The organism is uncultured Mailhella sp., from assembly GCF_905187505.1.
Taxonomy (GTDB): Bacteria; Desulfobacterota; Desulfovibrionia; order Desulfovibrionales; family Desulfovibrionaceae; genus Mailhella.
Genome location: NZ_CAJJIC010000002.1, coordinates 1 through 16,852, shown reverse-complemented (window position 1 = coordinate 16,852; position 16,852 = coordinate 1). Strand labels below are relative to the sequence as shown.

The following is a 16,852-nucleotide window of genomic DNA, read 5'->3' as shown; positions in this document are numbered from 1 at the left end:
CGGAAGGCGCGTCTTCTGAGAAAGGCGGCGTTTCCGACGTGCCGAGGCGGATCGGCAGAAGGTTTTTCCGACGGCTTTTCCGCAGTTTCGGCGTCGGAAGGACCGGCCTTTTCAGACTGAGGCGGCAGAACTGAGAAAAACAGGAACGTCGCTGGGGCTGCTTGTCCTGTCCTTTTTCCTGTGTTATATTCGTGACGTTATGACCAGACGTGAATGGAAAATACGCGCGACGGCCCGACTTGCCGGAACGGAAGCTCCGGCGGCGGTCGCCGGCCTTCTGCTTTGTCATGTGCTCGGCATAGACAAGGTGGCGCTTGTGGCCCATTCCGAAGAGACGATCCCCCCAGAGGCCGAGGAAAGACTTGAAGCGCTTGTGGAGCGTCGCCTTGCCGGCGAGCCCGCGGCGTATCTTCTGGGACGTCGGGAATTTTTCGGTCGTGATTTTCTTGTAAACTCCAGTACGCTGATCCCCCGCCCTGAAACGGAGCATCTTGTGGAAGAGGCGCTGGAGTTTTTTCATGCCCGCAGAGACGTCCGATTTCTCGATCTCGGCACCGGCAGCGGCTGCATTGCCGTGACGCTTGCGGCGGAGCGCCCCGCGTGGCGCGGCGAGGCCGTGGACATATCGCCGGAGGCCCTGGCCGTGGCCCGAAGGAACGCCGAACGGAACGGCGCGGCGGAGTCCGTGACGTTTCTTGAGGCCGACTTTACGAAGCCTCTGCCCTTCGCTCCCCGCAGCTTTGATCTCGTCATCTCCAATCCTCCCTACATAAGCGAAGAAGAATATGCCGGGCTTGACCCCGGCGTCAGGAATTTTGAGCCGCGCTCCGCGCTGGTGCCTGGACCGGAAGGCCTGGAACATCCCCGCGCGGTGGAAGCGGCGGCCCGCGCCCTGCTGAAGGAAGGCGGCCTGCTGCTCATGGAGCATGGGTACCTTCAGGGCGAAGCGTGCCGGGCATTGTGTCCGGACGCATACTGGATGGATATGCGCACGGGGCGCGATCTTGCCGGAAAGGATCGATATCTTTTTGCGGTGAGGCGCTTCGGCGTGTAAACCCCCGGCCATACCGGGGAAGCCGCGGCGGAATGTTCCGCCGGGCGCTTGGGAGAGTGTCATCATGCCCCAGACCACTCTTGGCGGCACTGTCAGATGCAAGGGAATTTCCCTTCATTCCGGCCATGAGGTCAGCGTGGAGTTCCGACCTGCTGCGGAAGATTACGGCATCGTTTTTCATATTCATTCCGAGGACGGCGTGCATCTGCTTTCGCCTCGTCCCGAGGCGGTGAGCACCACGGAACTTGCCACCACCGTCAGCGACGGCAAGGTGAGCGTGTCCACCATAGAACACGTGCTTGCCGCACTGAACGGTCTTGCCGTGGACAACGTGGAAGTGCACGTTTTCGGAGGGGAGGCCCCCATTCTCGACGGTTCGGCGATGGTCGTGGTGGATTCGCTGCTCAGCGTCGGCCTTCGTTCGCAGAATGCGCCCCGGCGCGTGGCCAGAGTCATGCGGGAATTTTCTCTGGAAAAGGACGGAAAATCCATCGTGGTCCGTCCCTTCGACGGCTTTCGCGTGGACTACACCATCCGTTTCCCCAGTCCGGTCATCGGCGAGCAGCATTTTGCCCTCACCGTCACGCCCGAAACCTTTGAAAAGGAAGTGGCTCCTGCCCGCACCTTCGGTTTTCTGAGGGAAGTGGAGTACCTGCACAGCCGCGGTCTTGCCCGCGGAGGATCGCTGGAAAACGTGGTGGTCGTGGGAGATGACGGCGTCATCAACAAGGAAGGCCTGCGCTTCCCCGACGAGTTCGTGCGTCACAAGATGCTGGACTTCATAGGCGACATGGCCATGCTCGGTCGTCCCATGCTGGGAGACTTTACGGTTTCCTGCTCCGGTCACGGGCACAACAACGCCTTTCTGCGCGAGCTTGTGCGGGGAGAGGGCCTTCTGGAAGACGTGGAGAGATGACCGGTCAGGGCAATTCTCAGGTGTCAGGACGAAGGCGCGGGGCATGTCGGAAAGAGCCGATATGCAGCGCACGTCCCGGATGTTTTCGTCATGAAGACTGAAAAAAGGGAGCGGTGAAGCCGCTCCCTTTTTTGTCCTTATCCGAGAATGCTGCCGATTCAGGCCCGAGCGCCGGGTGAGCCGCGAGAATGTTCAGGCCGGGACTCTCCGGCCTGAGAGTCAGGCCCTTGTCTTGAGTTCGGCGTTCAGCAGGTACAGGCTCCGTGCGTCTTCACCGAAGAGATCGAACCTCGCGATGAGGTCCCCGGTATTTTTTTCTTCTTCTCCCTGTTCGGCAATGAACCATTCCATGAACTGGCAGGTGCGGAAGTCGTCGGCGTCGCGGGCCTCCCGGTAAATGGAGTGGATGAGTTCCGTGATGTGCTGCTCATGTCTGAGCGTGGCGGCAAGAGGTTCCCTGTTGTCCTTGAAGTCCACGACCGGGGCCGCAATGGGGGCGAATTCCACGTTTATCCTGTTGTCCTGAAGATATTTCAGGATCTTCAGAGCATGGCTTTGCTCCTCGCGGGCCTGCGCTTCAAACCAGTGGCTGAAGCCGTCCAGACTTCTGCCCTGGTATAGCCCGGCAATGGCCAGATAAAAATAAGCGGAATAAAGTTCCTGATTGACCTGTTCCTTCAGCAGGGCTTCCACCTGTGGGTCCATGATGCCTCTCCTTTGTTGCGGACGGTGCGGAATTGCACCTTCCCATTCCATGGTGTAGAGGCTTTTTTCTGAGATGTCTCGGCTGAGAGGAAAAATACTCATGCCCCAAGGGCCTATTGGAACAGCGGGGTCAGGCTTTCGGACGCAGAGGACCGTAGCGCCAGGACGCCGTCGCTCCTCCGTCGGCGAGAATGTCCGCACCGGTGATGAAGGCACCTCTTTCGCTCAGCAGCAGTTCCGCCACGTTGGCAATTTCATCCGCCGTGCCGGGACGTTTTGCGGGGCAGCGGGCGAACATGTCCTTGTAGAAGCCGCCTCGGGGCCCGTTGAATTCATCCAGAGCAAGAGGCGTGACGATGATGCCGGGAGAAATGGAGTTGATGCGCGCTCCTTTTTCTCCCCATTTCACGGCTTCCGACATGACGCGCTTTACGTTGCAGCGCTTGGCAAGCTGATAGGCATGCAGGCTGTCGCGGATGTTTTCCGGGCGCAGCACGTCAAGTTCGAGCAGTTTGTCCACAGGAGTAAGGGCAAGCTCTTCGTCCACGGTCTCGCCCAGAGCGGGAAGCCTGTGGCCGGACTGGCTGGAAATGGTGACTCCGGCGCCTCCCTCGGCAATGACTTTTCCTACCTCTTCAAGAAGCATGGCCGTGCCGTACAGATCCACGGAGAGTATGGTTTCAATGGAAGCCTGACTCGGCGATACGCCGGCGGCGTTTATGAACGTGACGAGCCTGCCCAGGGACAGAGCGCCGTCGATGAGGCGCAGAACGCAGTCGCGGGAAGCAATGTCCACATGTGCCGCAGTCGCGTCGAATCCGGCGTCGAGCAGAATTGCGGCCGTTTTCCGCGCGTTTTCTTCCTTGTTGTCCGCCACAATGATTTTTTTGCCGTACCCCGTGCGTCTGGCGATGGCCATGCCGATTTGTCCGGCTCCGGTCAGCATTACGACATCTTTCATGGATGAGTCTCCTTTTTAGAGAGGCAGATGTTCTGGTCGTTATGTCATAGTTCCGACAGGCTGCGGCGTACAGGTGCGATGCTGCCTTTTTCTTGCCTTTTCCTTTCCCTGAGAGCCTGAGCATTCGGGAAGGCTTCATGAAGGGGCAGCGCTTGTACCAACCTTTGACGCAACGGAGGATAAGGCTTACACCTGAATTTTATTTCTTATGAGGTCAGGTGAACAATGGCGCTTTTTACAGGTCTTCCCGCATCCAAAAAACATGAGCTGCTTTTCATGGCCATGCTCAACTTCGGCTCCACCGTTGCCATGCAGGGCTGGACCATGCTGTACAACAACTTCGTGGTGAACTACGCCGGACTTACTCCCGCACAAAGCGGCCTTGTGCAGGGACTGCGCGAACTGCCCGGTCTTCTGGGCGTCACGCTCATTCTTTTTCTTTTTTTCATCAAGGAACACAGACTGGCGGCGCTTTCGGTCATGGCGGCGGGACTCGGCACCATGCTCACGGGCTTTTTTCCTTCCTTCGTGCCCATCATCTTCACCAGCATGCTCATGTCCTTCGGCTTCCATTATTTCGAGGCCATGAACAACTCGCTGGCCATACAGCACTTCGACCTCAGACAGACCCCCATAGTCATGGGGCGGCTCCGCGGACTGGTGGCGGGCGGCAGCCTCATGATTTCCGTGTTCGTGTTCATGTTTTCCGAAAGGCTGAGCTTTGTCTGGCTGTTCTTCGTGCCCGGAGCCGTAGGGCTTCTGCTCGGCTTCCTCGGTCTCGTGCATCCGCTCACGGGAAGCAGCGCGCCCAGACAGCGCAAACGAATGCTTCCGCAGAAGCGTTACTGGCTCTTCTATGTGCTCAATCTCCTCATGGGCGGACGGCGCATCGTGTTTTCGGTGTTCGCCGTGTTCCTCATGGTGGAGCAGTTCGGCTTTTCGGTGCGCAGCGTATCGCTCATGTTCATGTTCAACTACGCCGTGAACTGGCTGTTCAATCCCATGGTGGGGAAGATCATCAACCGGCTCGGCGAACGGCGTCTCATGACCATCGAGTACATTGCGGCCTTCATCATATTTCTTGGCTATGCCACGACGAAGAACGAGTATCTCATCGTGCTTCTCTATGTGTTCGACAGTCTGACCTTCAACTTTTCCATTGCGGTGCGCACCTTCTTCCAGAAGATAGCCTTCCCAGAAGATGCTGCCCCCAACATGGCCATAGCCCAGACCATCAACCATATTCCCGCCGTGACCATTCCCGCCGTCGGCGGCTGGATGTGGACAAGCTTCGGATATCAGTCCGTGTTTCTTTTCGGAGCCGGACTTACGGTGATGTCACTTCTGCTCGCGCAGCTTGTGGACAGGGAAATCCGCATGAAAAACACGCAGACGAGAGGATAGCATGAACAAACGATTCTGGGCCATGGTCACGGGCCGCGAGCCTGCGGACGTGCGCATCGACAACGTGCGCATCGTGGATGTGTTCAGCGGTGAGATACGGGAAGGTTCCGTAAGCATAGGCGAGGGCCGCATTCTCGGTTTCGGCCCTTTTGAGGCCGGAGAGGTCGTGGACGGCGAAGGGCGCTGGCTTCTGCCGGGGCTTATCGACGGCCATGTGCATATTGAGTCTTCCATGCTCTGCCCGGCACGTTTTGCCGAACTCGTGCTGCCCTTCGGCACGACCACCGTGGTGGCCGATCCGCATGAGATCGCCAACGTGAAGGGCATGGAGGGCATACGTTATATGCTTGAGGCGTCGAGGGACCTTTCTCTCGACGTGCGCATCATGCTGCCTTCCTGCGTGCCTGCGCTTCCCGTGGAGGACGCCGGGGCCGTGCTGCGTGCCGAAGACATTGCACCATTGCTTTCCGAGGCACGGGTGGGGGGACTTGCGGAAATGATGAACGTCCCCGGACTCATGGCCGGAGACGACGACGTGCTGGCAAAAATGGCCATGACGCGTGCCGCCGGCAAGGTCATAGACGGTCATTCTCCCCTGGTGTCCGAGGAAACGCTGGAGGCCTGTGCGGCGCTCGGCATAGGCACCGATCATGAATGCACCACGGTGGAGGAACTGGAAGCTCGCGTGGCCTGCGGCATGTATGTGCTTCTGCGCGAAGGCTCGGCCTCGCGGGACCTTCTTCATCTTCTGCCCGGACTTACGCCGGCCAATCAGCGCCGCTGTCTTTTCTGCACCGACGACAGGCACCCCTCCGACATTCTTGAGAGGGGACACGTCATCAACAACGTGCGCATGGCCGTCCGTTTCGGTCTTGATCCGGTGAGCGCCGTGCGCATGGCCACGTTGAATGCGGCGGAGTGCTACGGCCTGAGGGATCGCGGAGGCATTGCGCCGGGACGTCGCGCCGATCTTGTGCTTGTGGAGGATCTCAAGGACTTTCGCGTGATTTCCTGCTGGGCGAAGGGAGAGCTCGTGGCCGGGGAGGGCGGAATGCGGCGTTCTCTGCCTGTTCGTGACGCCGGAGAGCTCTGCTCCAGCGTGGTGCTCGCGCCGCTGCCGGAGCGTCCGTTTTCCGTGCGCGTGCCTTCCGGAAGGGCGAGAGTCATCGGTCTTCGCCCGCATTCACTCATCACGGACTGTCTGCAGCGTTCCGTAAAGACCGGACCGGACGGAGAGGTGGAGCTTGCCGACAATCCCGGACTTCTGAAGATGGCCGTGCTGGAGCGCCATCACGCCACGGGCAAAATGGGCGTGGGACTACTTGACGGCAAATACGGTTTGAGAAACGGGGCCATAGCCACCACCATTGCCCATGACTCGCACAACATCGTGGTGGCGGGCGACAATGAGGCGGACATGCTTGCTGCCGTGCGCGAGGTCGAGAAGATACAGGGCGGCATCGTCATGGTGTCGGCGGGCCGGGTGATCGCCGAACTGCCTCTGCCCGTGGGCGGACTCATGAGCGAACGACCGGCCGCGGAAGTTTCCGCAAAATTGAACGAGCTTCTTGCGCTGGCCTCGTCGCACTACCATATATGGGAAGGCGCGGACGCCTTCATGACGCTGAGCTTTCTGGCGCTGCCCGTCATCCCGAGTCTCAAGCTCACGGCCCGTGGACTCTTCGACGTGGACAGATTCGCCTTCGTGGACGTGGACGCTTCACGCTGACAGCGCCTTCGGCGCTCGGTCCTTCTGTCGGGCGCTGCCCGGAGGTGAGACTGATGGCGGCGCTTCGGCGTTGGTTCTTGCATGAGCATGAAAAACGGCCCGCGTGCACATTGCACGCGGGCCGTTTGCGCATACGGACGCAGAAATCAGTTCAGCACGGGCATGGGGCCGAAGCAGGACTCGTAGCGGGCCTGGAATTCTTCCGGCGTGAAGGTGTGAAGCTGGGTGCCGTACTGCTCCACGCAGAAGCTGGCCGTCACCGTGCCGAGTCTGGCGGAAAAGGCCATGCCCATGCCGTGGTGTAGACCCTTGAGCAGTCCCGCACGGTAGGCATCGCCCGCGCCGGTGGGATCGGACACGTTTTCCACGGGCACCGCGGGCACTTCGTAGGGGCGGGCGTCCTTGTGCAGAATGACGGATCCCTTGCCGCCGAAGGTGACGATGAGAAATTCGACGCGGTCGAGCAGATCTTCACGACTCAGGCCGGTCATTTTTTCAATGCGGTCGATTTCATAGTCGTTGCCGATGAGCACATGGGCTCCGGTAAGACCTGACGTGAGCTGATCTCCGCCGAGCACGGTGATCTGCTGGCCGGGATCAAAAATGTAGGGAATGCCGTGCTCCCGGTAGAAGGCAGGCAGATTTACCATGTCGTCCACGTTGCCGGGGGCCACGAGTCCCCAGTCGCCCTTGTCCGCGGCGGGAGTCTTCTCCGGGAAGGCGGGAGTCTTCATGGCCGAGGGGGAGAAGGCGTTGATCTGGTTGCTGCTTTTGTCGGTCATGATGTAGCAGCAGGCCGTAAAGTCGTTTTCGTCGGTCTTTATGCCGGAAAGATCGATGCCCATGGAGGCGAGGCGGCGGCCGTAGCCTTCAAAGTCCTTGCCCACCGTGCCGTAAATGGCGGAGCGTTCGCCGAGCAGCGCGAGGGAATAGGCAATGTTGCCCGCCGTGCCGCCCATTTTTTCCTCAAGACGGTCGATGGGGAAGGAAACGTTCAGAAAGTGCAGCTTTTCGGGAAGAATATGGTCTTCAAAGTGGCCGGGAAAGGTCATGATGCGGTCGAAGGCGAGAGATCCGGAAATATGAATCATGCATGGCTCCGTAGGGTAGGTTCCCATGCCGTTCGGCATGGCGTTTCTTCTGTTTTTAACGGCAGGACGGAGGGTTTGACAAGTATGTCTTCCCGGCGCGCGCAGGGTGCGCGGAAAGAGCCGCGCCGGAGTGAGGCCCGGAAAAGTCTCCGCTCGGGACATGACGGGAATGAAGAGCGGCCATTCTGGTTCGATGCGTGTTTTTCTGCCGCAGCGGGACCGTGAAGGCCTCCTTCTTTGCATGGCGGGGCCTGAGAGAAAACGCGGCGCGCGTGACTTGTTTTTTGCCGGATAATTTGATATCAAAATATTTATGGATGGACGGGGAGGGGAACGTCCGCGTCGCTGCGGACGCTTCTTCGGGAGGCCCGCGGCGTTGCGGGAACAAAATAACTGTTGATTTGCGCTGTTGAAAATAGGATGATTTCCCGCGCAGCCAGCGGGGGCCCGCGTCGTTTTCCTGACATGGTCTGCACGTTCCGGGAATGCGTCGGCAAAAGAGCGCCTTCCGCCTCAGGAACGGACGGAACTCTGGAGAAAAGCAATGAAAAGGAAGGAAACAACAGACCGTGCCATGGCCATACTGGCGCGTTTGAAGAAACGTTACCCCGTGCCGGAAACCATGCTCGTTCATGAAAACCCGTGGGAACTTCTGGTGGCTACGGTGCTGGCTGCCCAGTGCACCGACGCCCGGGTGAACACCATAACGCCTGAGCTTTTCCGCCGCTGGCCCGATCCGGCATCGCTGGCCGGAGCTTCGCAGGAGGAGCTTGAAGACGTGATACACGCGGCGGGCTTTTATCACAGCAAGGCGAAAAATCTCATCGGTGCGGCGAAGCGCGTTGTCGAGGCCTACGGCGGCGAAGTGCCGCATACGCTGGAAGAGCTCGTCACCCTGCCCGGCGTGGCGCGGAAAACCGCCAACGTGGTGCTCTGGGGCAGCTTCGGCATTAACGAGGGACTGGCCGTGGACACGCACGTCAAGAGGCTGTCCTTCCGGCTAGGGCTCACGAAGAACACCGAGCCTGTGAAGATAGAGCAGGATCTCATCAGAATTTTTCCTCGCGAAGAGTGGGGGGACGTGAATCACCGGCTGGTCTGGTTCGGTCGCGACGTGTGCGACGCGCGCCGTCCCGCCTGCTCCGAATGCGAACTTTACGATCTGTGCCCGCGCAAGGGCGTGAAAACGCCGCCCGAACCGCCCGTGCGGAAAAAATAACCGACATTAACCGCAAATAACGGACGCGGCCATGCGCCCCGGTTCGTTCATCGAAGAAGGTTGTAGAACATGAAGAAGCGTTATGCCGGCCTGACGCTGGCGGTCTGTCTTTCTCTTTTTGCGGGATGCGCTCCGCAGAACTGCCGTATGGTGGAGGCCCTGGACGGCGGGCAGTTTGTGGCCATGTCCCGGGCGATGCGTCCCGTGATGCTGAAAAAGAACATGGTGGACAAGAACGGCGACTGGTATTCTCCCATGTTTCCTTCCCGTCCTTCCGATGCGGGAAAGACGCTGGTGGACAGGCTTTCCCCGGCCTTTCGCTTCCCCGGTTCTCGTCTCGCGGTGGCTCCCACGTTCCGGGCCATGCTCACTCCCGACGCGAAGGTGAAGCTTGAGGACAACAGGGCCGTCATCGATCAGGGCATGAGCCGCGTGACGCTGGAACTTGTGGCCGTGACCGACTGGAACAATGACGGCGTCGACGACTGGCTGGTGAACTGCCGTGTCGGCTATGCCGACACGCCGCAGCGCTTTCGGGAATACTATCTTGTTGTCATCGATCTGACGACGCCCGTGCTCAAGCCGTATGTGCTCATGGTGCTTGATCATGTCTACAGTCGCGTGACCGTGCGCAACGACGCGTCGGGCGGAGAGCTGGCGGAGACAAACGTCATGGAATTCATGCAGGGACAGTCCACCATGACGGAAGCGGCGGACAGCCGCACCGTTCACCGGAAGCTGGAGGAGGGATCTTCGCTGAAGCAGACCTCCCTGAGTCATTGACGGAAGCGCGGGGGAGCCATGCCCGATTCCTGCGTCGTTTTTGCCCGAAGGCAGCGCATCAGAGCCCTGTGGCGGCCGCTGCTGCTGCTCGCCCTCATGCTCGCCCTTGTCTGGTGGTTTGCGGATACGGCTTCGGAACAGTACCGCTGGCAGTGGTATCGGGTATGGCGCTATGTGGGCGTGTGGGATGAGGAAGGGTTCCATTCCGGTGTGCTTCTTGAGGCGCTCGGCGTGACCTTTCAGCTCACGCTGGCTTCCCTTGCCCTGTCTCTTGTCTGGGGGGCGCTGCTTGCCGCCATGCGTCTTTCGGCTTCTCCCGTGGCCCGACTTCTTTCTACGCTCATGCTCGGGCTTCTGCGCAACACGCCGCTGCTCATGCAGCTTTTCATGGTGTACTTCGTGGCGGCGCCCGTGCTCGGCGTGGGGCCGTTCACGGCGGCAGTGCTTGCGCTCGGGCTGTTCGAGGGGGCGTACATTGCGGAAATCTTCCGCGCCGGCGTCATGGGCGTGCCGCGCGGTCAGTGGGAAGCGGCGATGAGCCTGGGCATGCCCGTGGGCATGGCGGCAAGGCTCGTGGTGATTCCCCAGGCCCTCCGGCAGTCCCTTCCCGCGCTGGCCGGGCAGATGGTGTCTCTCATCAAAGATACCTCGCTTGTGAGCGCCATTGCCGTGGCCGATCTCACCATGCGCACGCGCGTGGTCATTACCGACACTTTTCTGAGCTTTGAGCTGTGGCTGCTCGCCGCGGCCGTCTATCTCGTCCTCACGTCGCTGGTCAGCATTCCTGCCCGGCTCATGGAACGAAAGGAGCAATCATGAAACGCTTTTTCACCGTTTTTCTTCTGGCGATGACGATGGCATTCTGCCTGCCTTTTTCCGGACACGCGGCTCCGCGCGACAGCGTCATAGACAAGGTCGTGCAGCGCGGCACGCTGCGGGTGGGATTTTCCTCCTTCGTCCCGTGGGCCATGCAGGACAAGGAGGGCAAGTACATCGGCTTTGAAATCGACGTGGCGGAACGTCTGGCATCGGATCTCGGGGTCAAGCTGCAGCTTGTGCCCACAAACTGGGACGGCATCATTCCTGCGCTTCTTTCCGGCAAGTTCGACGTCATCATCGGCAGCATGAGCATCACCCCTCAGCGTCTGCTGTCCGTGAACTTTTCCATTCCCTACGATCACGCCTATGTGGACCTGACTCTGAACAGGGAAAAGTCGGCGTCCATCAACAGAATTGAGGATCTGAACAGGGAAGATGTCGTCATCGCCGTGCGTACCGGCACCACGGCCGCTGCGGCAGCGGCAAAGCTGTTCCCGAAGGCCTCGCTGCGCATGTTCAACGACGAGGCTCCCGCCGTGGAGGAAGTGCTTTCGGGCCGGGCCCATGCCTTCGTGTCCAGCGCACCTCTGCCCGCCATGGAAACGCTCAAGCACGGCGACGTGCTGGTGCAGAAGTTTGAAACGGGCCTTGCCATGCAGCCCGTGGCCTTCGCCGTGCCCAAGGGCGATTTCGACACGCTCAACGTCTTCGACGGCTGGATTCGCCTTGTGGAGGAGGAAGGCTGGCTTCAGGATCGCCGCAACTACTGGTTCAAGTCCGACGCATGGCAGAGCAGGCTCAACTGAACCGCATTCCCGGCCATGTCGGGGAGCGTTCCTGGCGGGAGCTGAACTCCTGGGACGTCGTGCTGGCGATTTTTGCCGTGCTTCTTGTCGCGGCGTTCTGCTGGCGTTCCATGAGCGTGACGCGTCATGACTGGGACTGGGGAGCGCTTCTTCCGTACATCGTTTCGCGCGACGCTTCCGGCTCGTGGCGGGCGGGAATGCTTCTTACGGGGCTTTTCGGCACGTTGCGGCTCGGTTTCTGGTCTCTTGTCGTCGCGCTTGTGTCCGGTGCGCTTGTGGGAGCGCTTTCCGCCAATCAGCGGGGGCTTGCGGCATGGCCTGCCGCCATGTACATCACGGTGCTGCGCAACACGCCGCCGCTGGTACTGCTCTTTCTCGTGTACTTTTTTGCGGGCTCCTTCTTCACGGAGCCGTTTCTTCAGCTGGAAGCTGCCGTCGCTTCCCTGCCTTCGTGGGCGCAGTCGTTGTGCGCCGCGCTTTTTGCCCCGGCCGGTCAGACGGATCGCATGGCTGCGGCCGTGCTTACGCTGGGACTGTATTCCGGGGCCTATGTGGCGGAAATCGTGCGCGGCGCTCTGGAGGCCGTGGACAGAACGCAGTGGGATGCGGCAGCTTCGCTCGGCATGAACGGATGGCAGCAGATGCGCTGGATCATCGCACCTCAGGCCTTCCGGCTCATGGCTCCGCCCCTCACGGGACAGTGCATTTCCGTGTTCAAGGAAACGGCGCTGGCTTCGGCCATTTCCCTTCCTGAACTTACCTTTCAGAGCCTTGAGGTCATGGCCGTTTCCCGCATGACCTTTGAGCTGTGGATCGTCACCGCGGCCATGTATCTTTGCGTTTCCTGCTTCTGGGCATGGCTTGGCCGCCGATGGGAGAAGAGAAGCAGAAAGGCGTCCTGAGAGGGCTGCCTGACGTGGACCTCTATTCGTGCGGCATGAGGTCGTTGACCGACCTTGTCGAGTTTTTTGCCCTGCAGAAACGCGCTTTGCGGAATATTCCGCAGAGCGCGTTTTCAATCTTCTGCAGCAGGCTGAATGATGCGGCGGATCAGGCGCATTTTTCTGTTCAGGAGACAGACGGTACCTGCGGAAAGCGTTTGTCGCCTGAGGCGTCGGACGAGGCGCGGCAGTGTCGCTTTTTGTTTTTCGGATTCGACCCGAGCTCGCTGCCCCTTTGCCGCTTCCGTGAACGGCGTTCGCAAAACGGGTGAAGTCGGGAAAGAGGCGTTTTTCTATGGGACGTTTTGCCCGCAGATTCCTACGTTCTGCATGCCTCAACGAAGTTTTTTGCCCAGTGGGGCACGGCAGGCGCGAAAAGGTGGGTCCAGCAGGCAAAGGTCCGGCGTACCAGAAGGCCGTCGAGTCGGACGCCGTTTTCCTCGTACATGCCGACGCCCGGCGAGAGCGTGAGGCAGCAGGCGGGTTTCGGGCCGCTCGGCCACTCGCAGCGGGAATAATGGAACTCATGTCCACGCCATGCGCTTCCCTTCGGGTGAAAGGGATTGTCTGCCGTTACGCGGGCAGTGACATAGCCTAGCCCCTGAGGACGGCGGAAGAAACGGGAACGGGGAGAAAAAAGCCCGGCCATGGGACGTACGCCGTCATCGAGAATGAGCCCGTCGCAGAGCAACATGAACCCTCCGCATTCGGCGTATATCGGACGGTTTGCCAGCGACATGGCCCGGATTTCGGCAAGGTGGGGAGAGATGCTGATTTCGTCGGCAAAGAGCTCCGGATAGCCTCCTCCGAGGTAAAGGCCGTCAAGTTTCGGCCAAGGTTCGTCGGCAAAGAGGTCGAGACGCACGAGATTTGCTCCGGCATCGCGCAGCGCCTCGAGATTCTCCTCATAGTAGAACCACATGGCCTTATCCTGCACGTAACCGATGAGAGGCTTTGATGCGGAGGGATGCACGGGGGCGGAGGGCACGTCCGGCAGGTCGTCAAGCGCTGGGGCGGAGCGGGCGAGAGACAGAATTGCGCCGGTATCGGCATGCTCTTCCAGCATGTCGGCAAGGGCGTCGAGCACGGCGTCCGTCTCATGGTCGGCAGCGTCCAGAGAAAGGCCCATGTGCCGCTCTGGAAGAGGATTCTTGCCGAGTCTCGGCAGAACGCCGAGCACCGGAATGTCGGTATAGCTTTCAATGGCACGACGGAGCATGGTGCCGTGTCGTTTGCCTGCCACGTTGTTCAGCATGACGCCGGCAAGATGCAGATCGGGCTCGAAATTCGCCAGGCCGGACACGATGGCGGCCGCCGTGCGCGTCATTTTGGCGCAGTTCATGGTCAGCACCACGGGGGCCTTGAGAATCCGCGCCACATGGGCCGTGGAACAGGAGCCCTGAATGTCGCGGCCGTCGAAGAGCCCGCGGTTTCCCTCTATGAGAGCGAGGTCCGTCGAATGTCTGGCGCAGACGCGGCAGAACTGCCGAAGCAGATGCCTGTCATCCAGAAAATAGGGATCCAGGCATGCGGCGGGACGCTTCGAGGCCAGAGCCAGCCAGGCATAGTCGATGTAGTCCGGGCCTTTCTTGCAGGATTGAACGGCAAGACCGCGCCTTTGGAAAAGTCGGGAGAGGCCGAGAGAAACAAGGGTCTTGCCGCTTCCGCCGGAGAGCCCGGAAATGACGAGTCGTGGCTGATTCATGGAGAGGAAGAAGGAAAAAGGGTAAGGAAAAGGGGAAGAACCCGAAAGTTCTTCCCCTTGAATTTTCCAGCATGCTGGAAAGGTGCCGTGGGCTGCCGTCAAGCGGCCCGTCGGAATCCCGCCTTACGCGGGGGCGATATTATTCGCCTTCTTCAGTGGCACCCTGCTTGCCGGCACCCTTGAGGCCGTACATGGTGGTGGAACCGGAGGACCAGTAAGCCACCTTTTCGTCGTCCACCAGAGCGGTGAGGACGTTCTTGACCTTGCGGGGGCTGGCGCCGGGGAACAGTTCGAGGAACTGGTTGAAGTAGAACTTGGTCTTGGCGCCGGGCTTGCTGGTCTTTTCGACGAGCCAGTTGTACACCAGGGCCTTGTCTTCTTCAGTCACGCCGGCGGCAGAGGCTTCAGCGTGGGCTTCGGCGCCCTTGTAGGCTTCGGCGGCCAGTTCAGAGAACTTGAACTGGGTGGACTGACGCCAGCTGAAGTAGGCCTGTTCGCGGAAGTCGTCGATGAGCTGGGGGGTGAATTCCAGATCGGTGAGTTCGAAGAACTTTTCCCAGCCGATGCGTTCGGCCCAGTCACCCAGACGTTCGTACTTGTGAGCGTTTTCGGCGTAGACGTCGAGGATGCGCTTCACAGTGGCGCACAGCGTGGGCCAGCGGGGCGGTTCGTTTTCGATGTAGGAAACGACGACCTTGGAGAACTTGGGACGGCTGATGCGGTTGGAGATCTTACCGCCGACCATGATGATCACGCCGTCGCCTTCACCATCGGAGATGGGCAGGGCGGGGCACATGGTGTAGCAGTTGCCGCAGTACATGCAGCGTTCCTTCTTGATGGCCACGGTGTTGATCTTCTTGCCGTTGAAGTCTTCCTTGGCGGGACGCACGGCGGCCACGGGGCAGGCGGCGACGGCCAGAGGAATTTCGCAGAGCTGATCAACCCATTCCTGGTCGATCATCGGGGGCTTTCTGTGGATGCCCACGATGCCGATGTCGGACACGTGCACGGCGCCGCACATGTTGAGGCAGCAGGCCAGGGAGATGCGCACGGGGGCGGGCAGACGATGGTTCTGGAAGTCGGAGAACACGGTGTCCATCAGGGCCTTAACCGGGCCGGAGGCGTCGGTGGCGGGGGTGTGGCAGTGCAGCCAGCCCTGAGTGTGGATGATGTTGGTGACGCCGGCGCCGGTGCCGCCGATGGGGAACTTGTAGGAACCGGCAGCGAACTTGCGGGAAGCCAGGTCTTCCTTGAGGGCCTTGAGGGTCTCAAGGTCGGTCACCATGAATTCCACGTTGGAACGGGTGGTCCAGCGAACATGGCCGCCACAGTACTTGTCGGCGATTTCGCAGATTTCGCGGATGTGCACGGTGGTCATGGTACGGGCGCCGCCGCAACGGACGGTGTACACCTTGTCGCCGCTTTCGGCAACGTGCATGAGCACGCCGGGTTCCAGAATTTCGTGGTACAGCCACTTGCCGAAGTTCTTGGCAATGACCTCAGGGAAGAAGGAGTCGTACTTGCGGGGTCCGATATCGGAGATACGACCTTCCATGGGTTTTGCAGGATTGTAACCGGAAGAAATAAAAGCCATTTTTGCTCTCCTCTCTGATTAGCGCAGGTGACGCTGACGGTAAGCAGCGATGTCACGGGTCCAGCCGCCGGGCACTTCCTCTTCCTTGAAGAGAATGTAGGGGTTCGTGCGGGGCGCGATGACGTGCTGAGGAATGGCCGGAATTTCGGTCACTTCAAGCAGCTTCTGGAAGGAGAGACGCTTGATGGTTTCGCCAACACGTTCGCGGTTCTTGCCTTCTTCCATCCACCAGTCCCAGATCTTTTCGATGACGGACTTGATTTCGTCGAAGGGTTCTTCCGCGGGGATGAAGGGAACGAGCAGGGAGCCCATCTGAGCGCCGTCGAGAATGGGGGCCTTGGCGCCGACGAGGATGGAGGCACCGCGGTCATCGCCGACGTGCAGAGCACGAGGCATGGTGTTGATGCAGTGCATGCAGCGCACGCAGTTGGCGGTGTCGATGGACAGCTTGCTGCCGTCCCAGCTCATGCAGTGGGTCGGGCAGAGGTCGATGACTTCCTTCTGCAGATCGAACTTGCCCCAGTCGCGGCCGGAGTGGGCGCCAGCATTGGGCTTGAAGCCTTCTTCACCGGCCACATAGGCCTTCACGGCTTCCTGATCGATCTTGATGTCGTCCTTCCAGGTACCGATGACGGCGAAGTCGGAACGGGCCATGGAAGCCACGCAGCCGTTGGGGCAGCCGTCGAACTTGAACTTGAACTTGTAGGGGAACGCGGGACGATGCAGTTCGTCCTGGTAGTCCTGGGTCAGCTGGTAGCAGGCGAGCTGAGTGTTGTAGCAGGCGTATTCGCAGCGGGACATGCCCATGCAGGCGGCGGGGGTACGCAGGTTGGAGCCGGAACCGCCGAGGTCAACGCTCATCTTGTGGGTCAGTTCGTAGAAGATTTCTTCGAGCTGAGGAGTCTGGGTGCCGATGAGCACCATGTCGCCGGTGGAACCGTGCATGTTGGTCAGACCGGAACCGCGCAGATCCCAGATGTCGCAGATGCCGCGCAGATATTCGGTGCTGTAGAACTTGCCGGAAGGCTGAGCCACGCGGACGGTATGGAAATGGGCCACGCCGGGGAACTTTTCGGGCTGGTCGCAGTAACGGCCGATAACGCCGCCGCCGTAACCGAACACGCC

General features: G+C 60.2%; 15 protein-coding genes and 1 pseudogene. 9 read left to right on the top strand and 7 right to left on the bottom strand.

Going from position 1 to position 16,852, the window contains the following annotated elements; genetic code table 11:
* Positions 1 to 199: 199 nt before the first annotated feature.
* On the top strand, positions 200 to 1,054 hold the full coding sequence (gene prmC, locus QZZ60_RS00600) for a peptide chain release factor N(5)-glutamine methyltransferase (protein ID WP_295636336.1): 855 nt from the start codon (positions 200 to 202) through the stop codon (positions 1,052 to 1,054).
* Positions 1,055 to 1,118: 64 nt separating this feature from the next.
* Entirely contained in the window at positions 1,119 to 1,970 is an 852-nt protein-coding gene (gene lpxC, locus QZZ60_RS00595; RefSeq protein ID WP_295636334.1) for a UDP-3-O-acyl-N-acetylglucosamine deacetylase, read from the top strand.
* 219 nt (positions 1,971 to 2,189) lie between these two features.
* Here the strand turns inward: lpxC and QZZ60_RS00590 are convergent, their stop codons facing one another.
* Both QZZ60_RS00590 and QZZ60_RS00585 read right to left on the bottom strand, forming a co-directional pair.
* On the bottom strand, positions 2,190 to 2,675 hold the full coding sequence (locus QZZ60_RS00590; protein WP_295636331.1) for a ferritin: 486 nt from the start codon (positions 2,673 to 2,675) through the stop codon (positions 2,190 to 2,192).
* Between the two features lie 130 nt (positions 2,676 to 2,805).
* Positions 2,806 to 3,636 (bottom strand): SDR family oxidoreductase, encoded by an 831-nt coding sequence (locus QZZ60_RS00585; protein ID WP_295636329.1) that lies wholly within the window; start codon positions 3,634 to 3,636, stop codon positions 2,806 to 2,808.
* A 225-nt stretch (positions 3,637 to 3,861) separates the two neighbouring features.
* Here QZZ60_RS00585 and QZZ60_RS00580 point away from each other — a divergent pair, with 225 nt between their 5' ends.
* A complete protein-coding gene (locus tag QZZ60_RS00580) occupies positions 3,862 to 5,040 on the top strand; it encodes an MFS transporter (RefSeq protein ID WP_295636327.1) in 1,179 nt (392 codons plus the stop codon).
* A gap of 1 nt (position 5,041) precedes the next feature.
* Positions 5,042 to 6,769 (top strand): adenine deaminase, encoded by a 1,728-nt coding sequence (gene ade, locus QZZ60_RS00575; protein WP_295636324.1) that lies wholly within the window; start codon positions 5,042 to 5,044, stop codon positions 6,767 to 6,769.
* Between the two features lie 146 nt (positions 6,770 to 6,915).
* Here the strand turns inward: ade and QZZ60_RS00570 are convergent, their stop codons facing one another.
* Positions 6,916 to 7,860 (bottom strand): carbohydrate kinase family protein, encoded by a 945-nt coding sequence (locus QZZ60_RS00570; RefSeq protein WP_295636321.1) that lies wholly within the window; start codon positions 7,858 to 7,860, stop codon positions 6,916 to 6,918.
* 544 nt (positions 7,861 to 8,404) lie between these two features.
* On the opposite strand from QZZ60_RS00570, the gene nth reads away from it, so the two are divergent.
* The 5 genes from nth to QZZ60_RS00545 all read left to right on the top strand — a co-directional run bounded on the left by nth (position 8,405) and on the right by QZZ60_RS00545 (position 12,389).
* Positions 8,405 to 9,079 carry an endonuclease III gene (nth, locus tag QZZ60_RS00565; protein ID WP_295636319.1) on the top strand — a complete coding sequence of 225 codons (675 nt, stop codon included), beginning with the start codon at positions 8,405 to 8,407 and terminating at the stop codon, positions 9,077 to 9,079.
* Positions 9,080 to 9,148: 69 nt separating this feature from the next.
* Positions 9,149 to 9,862, top strand: coding sequence for a hypothetical protein (locus QZZ60_RS00560; protein ID WP_295636317.1), 714 nt, complete (start codon positions 9,149 to 9,151; stop codon positions 9,860 to 9,862).
* 18 nt (positions 9,863 to 9,880) lie between these two features.
* Positions 9,881 to 10,681 (top strand): amino acid ABC transporter permease, encoded by an 801-nt coding sequence (locus QZZ60_RS00555; protein WP_295636314.1) that lies wholly within the window; start codon positions 9,881 to 9,883, stop codon positions 10,679 to 10,681.
* A complete protein-coding gene (locus tag QZZ60_RS00550; protein ID WP_295636311.1) occupies positions 10,678 to 11,487 on the top strand; it encodes a transporter substrate-binding domain-containing protein in 810 nt (269 codons plus the stop codon). Before QZZ60_RS00555 ends, QZZ60_RS00550 begins: the two co-directional genes overlap by 4 nt.
* The gene (locus QZZ60_RS00545) at positions 11,466 to 12,389 is read left to right on the top strand and encodes an amino acid ABC transporter permease (protein WP_295636309.1); all 924 of its coding nucleotides are present in this window, start codon (positions 11,466 to 11,468) and stop codon (positions 12,387 to 12,389) included. Before QZZ60_RS00550 ends, QZZ60_RS00545 begins: the two co-directional genes overlap by 22 nt.
* 358 nt (positions 12,390 to 12,747) lie before the next feature.
* On the opposite strand, the gene QZZ60_RS00540 is transcribed toward QZZ60_RS00545, so the two are convergent.
* The 4 genes and pseudogenes from QZZ60_RS00540 to dsrA all read right to left on the bottom strand — a co-directional run.
* A complete protein-coding gene (locus QZZ60_RS00540) occupies positions 12,748 to 14,133 on the bottom strand; it encodes a cobyrinate a,c-diamide synthase (RefSeq protein WP_295636306.1) in 1,386 nt (461 codons plus the stop codon).
* Between the two features lie 139 nt (positions 14,134 to 14,272).
* Positions 14,273 to 14,500, bottom strand: a complete 228-nt coding sequence (locus QZZ60_RS00535) for a dissimilatory sulfite reductase D family protein (RefSeq protein WP_273525181.1) — start codon at positions 14,498 to 14,500, stop codon at positions 14,273 to 14,275.
* 84 nt (positions 14,501 to 14,584) lie between these two features.
* Positions 14,585 to 15,727, bottom strand: a pseudogene (gene dsrB / locus QZZ60_RS00530) (dissimilatory-type sulfite reductase subunit beta); the annotation flags it as partial.
* Between the two features lie 18 nt (positions 15,728 to 15,745).
* On the bottom strand, positions 15,746 to 16,852 hold a 1,107-nt coding region (gene dsrA / locus QZZ60_RS00525; protein ID WP_295636303.1), incomplete at its 5' end, for a dissimilatory-type sulfite reductase subunit alpha.

What these genes read in the sequence shown, in the direction of transcription:
- prmC (WP_295636336.1), top strand. Translation starts at nt 200, where the DNA reads ATGACCAGACGTGAATGGAAAATACGCGCGACGGCCCGACTTGCCGGA.
- lpxC (WP_295636334.1), top strand. Translation starts at nt 1,119, where the DNA reads ATGCCCCAGACCACTCTTGGCGGCACTGTCAGATGCAAGGGAATTTCC.
- QZZ60_RS00590 (WP_295636331.1), bottom strand. Translation starts at nt 2,675, where the DNA reads ATGGACCCACAGGTGGAAGCCCTGCTGAAGGAACAGGTCAATCAGGAA.
- QZZ60_RS00585 (WP_295636329.1), bottom strand. Translation starts at nt 3,636, where the DNA reads ATGAAAGATGTCGTAATGCTGACCGGAGCCGGACAAATCGGCATGGCC.
- QZZ60_RS00580 (WP_295636327.1), top strand. Translation starts at nt 3,862, where the DNA reads ATGGCGCTTTTTACAGGTCTTCCCGCATCCAAAAAACATGAGCTGCTT.
- ade (WP_295636324.1), top strand. Translation starts at nt 5,042, where the DNA reads ATGAACAAACGATTCTGGGCCATGGTCACGGGCCGCGAGCCTGCGGAC.
- QZZ60_RS00570 (WP_295636321.1), bottom strand. Translation starts at nt 7,860, where the DNA reads ATGATTCATATTTCCGGATCTCTCGCCTTCGACCGCATCATGACCTTT.
- nth (WP_295636319.1), top strand. Translation starts at nt 8,405, where the DNA reads ATGAAAAGGAAGGAAACAACAGACCGTGCCATGGCCATACTGGCGCGT.
- QZZ60_RS00560 (WP_295636317.1), top strand. Translation starts at nt 9,149, where the DNA reads ATGAAGAAGCGTTATGCCGGCCTGACGCTGGCGGTCTGTCTTTCTCTT.
- QZZ60_RS00555 (WP_295636314.1), top strand. Translation starts at nt 9,881, where the DNA reads ATGCCCGATTCCTGCGTCGTTTTTGCCCGAAGGCAGCGCATCAGAGCC.
- QZZ60_RS00550 (WP_295636311.1), top strand. Translation starts at nt 10,678, where the DNA reads ATGAAACGCTTTTTCACCGTTTTTCTTCTGGCGATGACGATGGCATTC.
- QZZ60_RS00545 (WP_295636309.1), top strand. Translation starts at nt 11,466, where the DNA reads ATGGCAGAGCAGGCTCAACTGAACCGCATTCCCGGCCATGTCGGGGAG.
- QZZ60_RS00540 (WP_295636306.1), bottom strand. Translation starts at nt 14,133, where the DNA reads ATGAATCAGCCACGACTCGTCATTTCCGGGCTCTCCGGCGGAAGCGGC.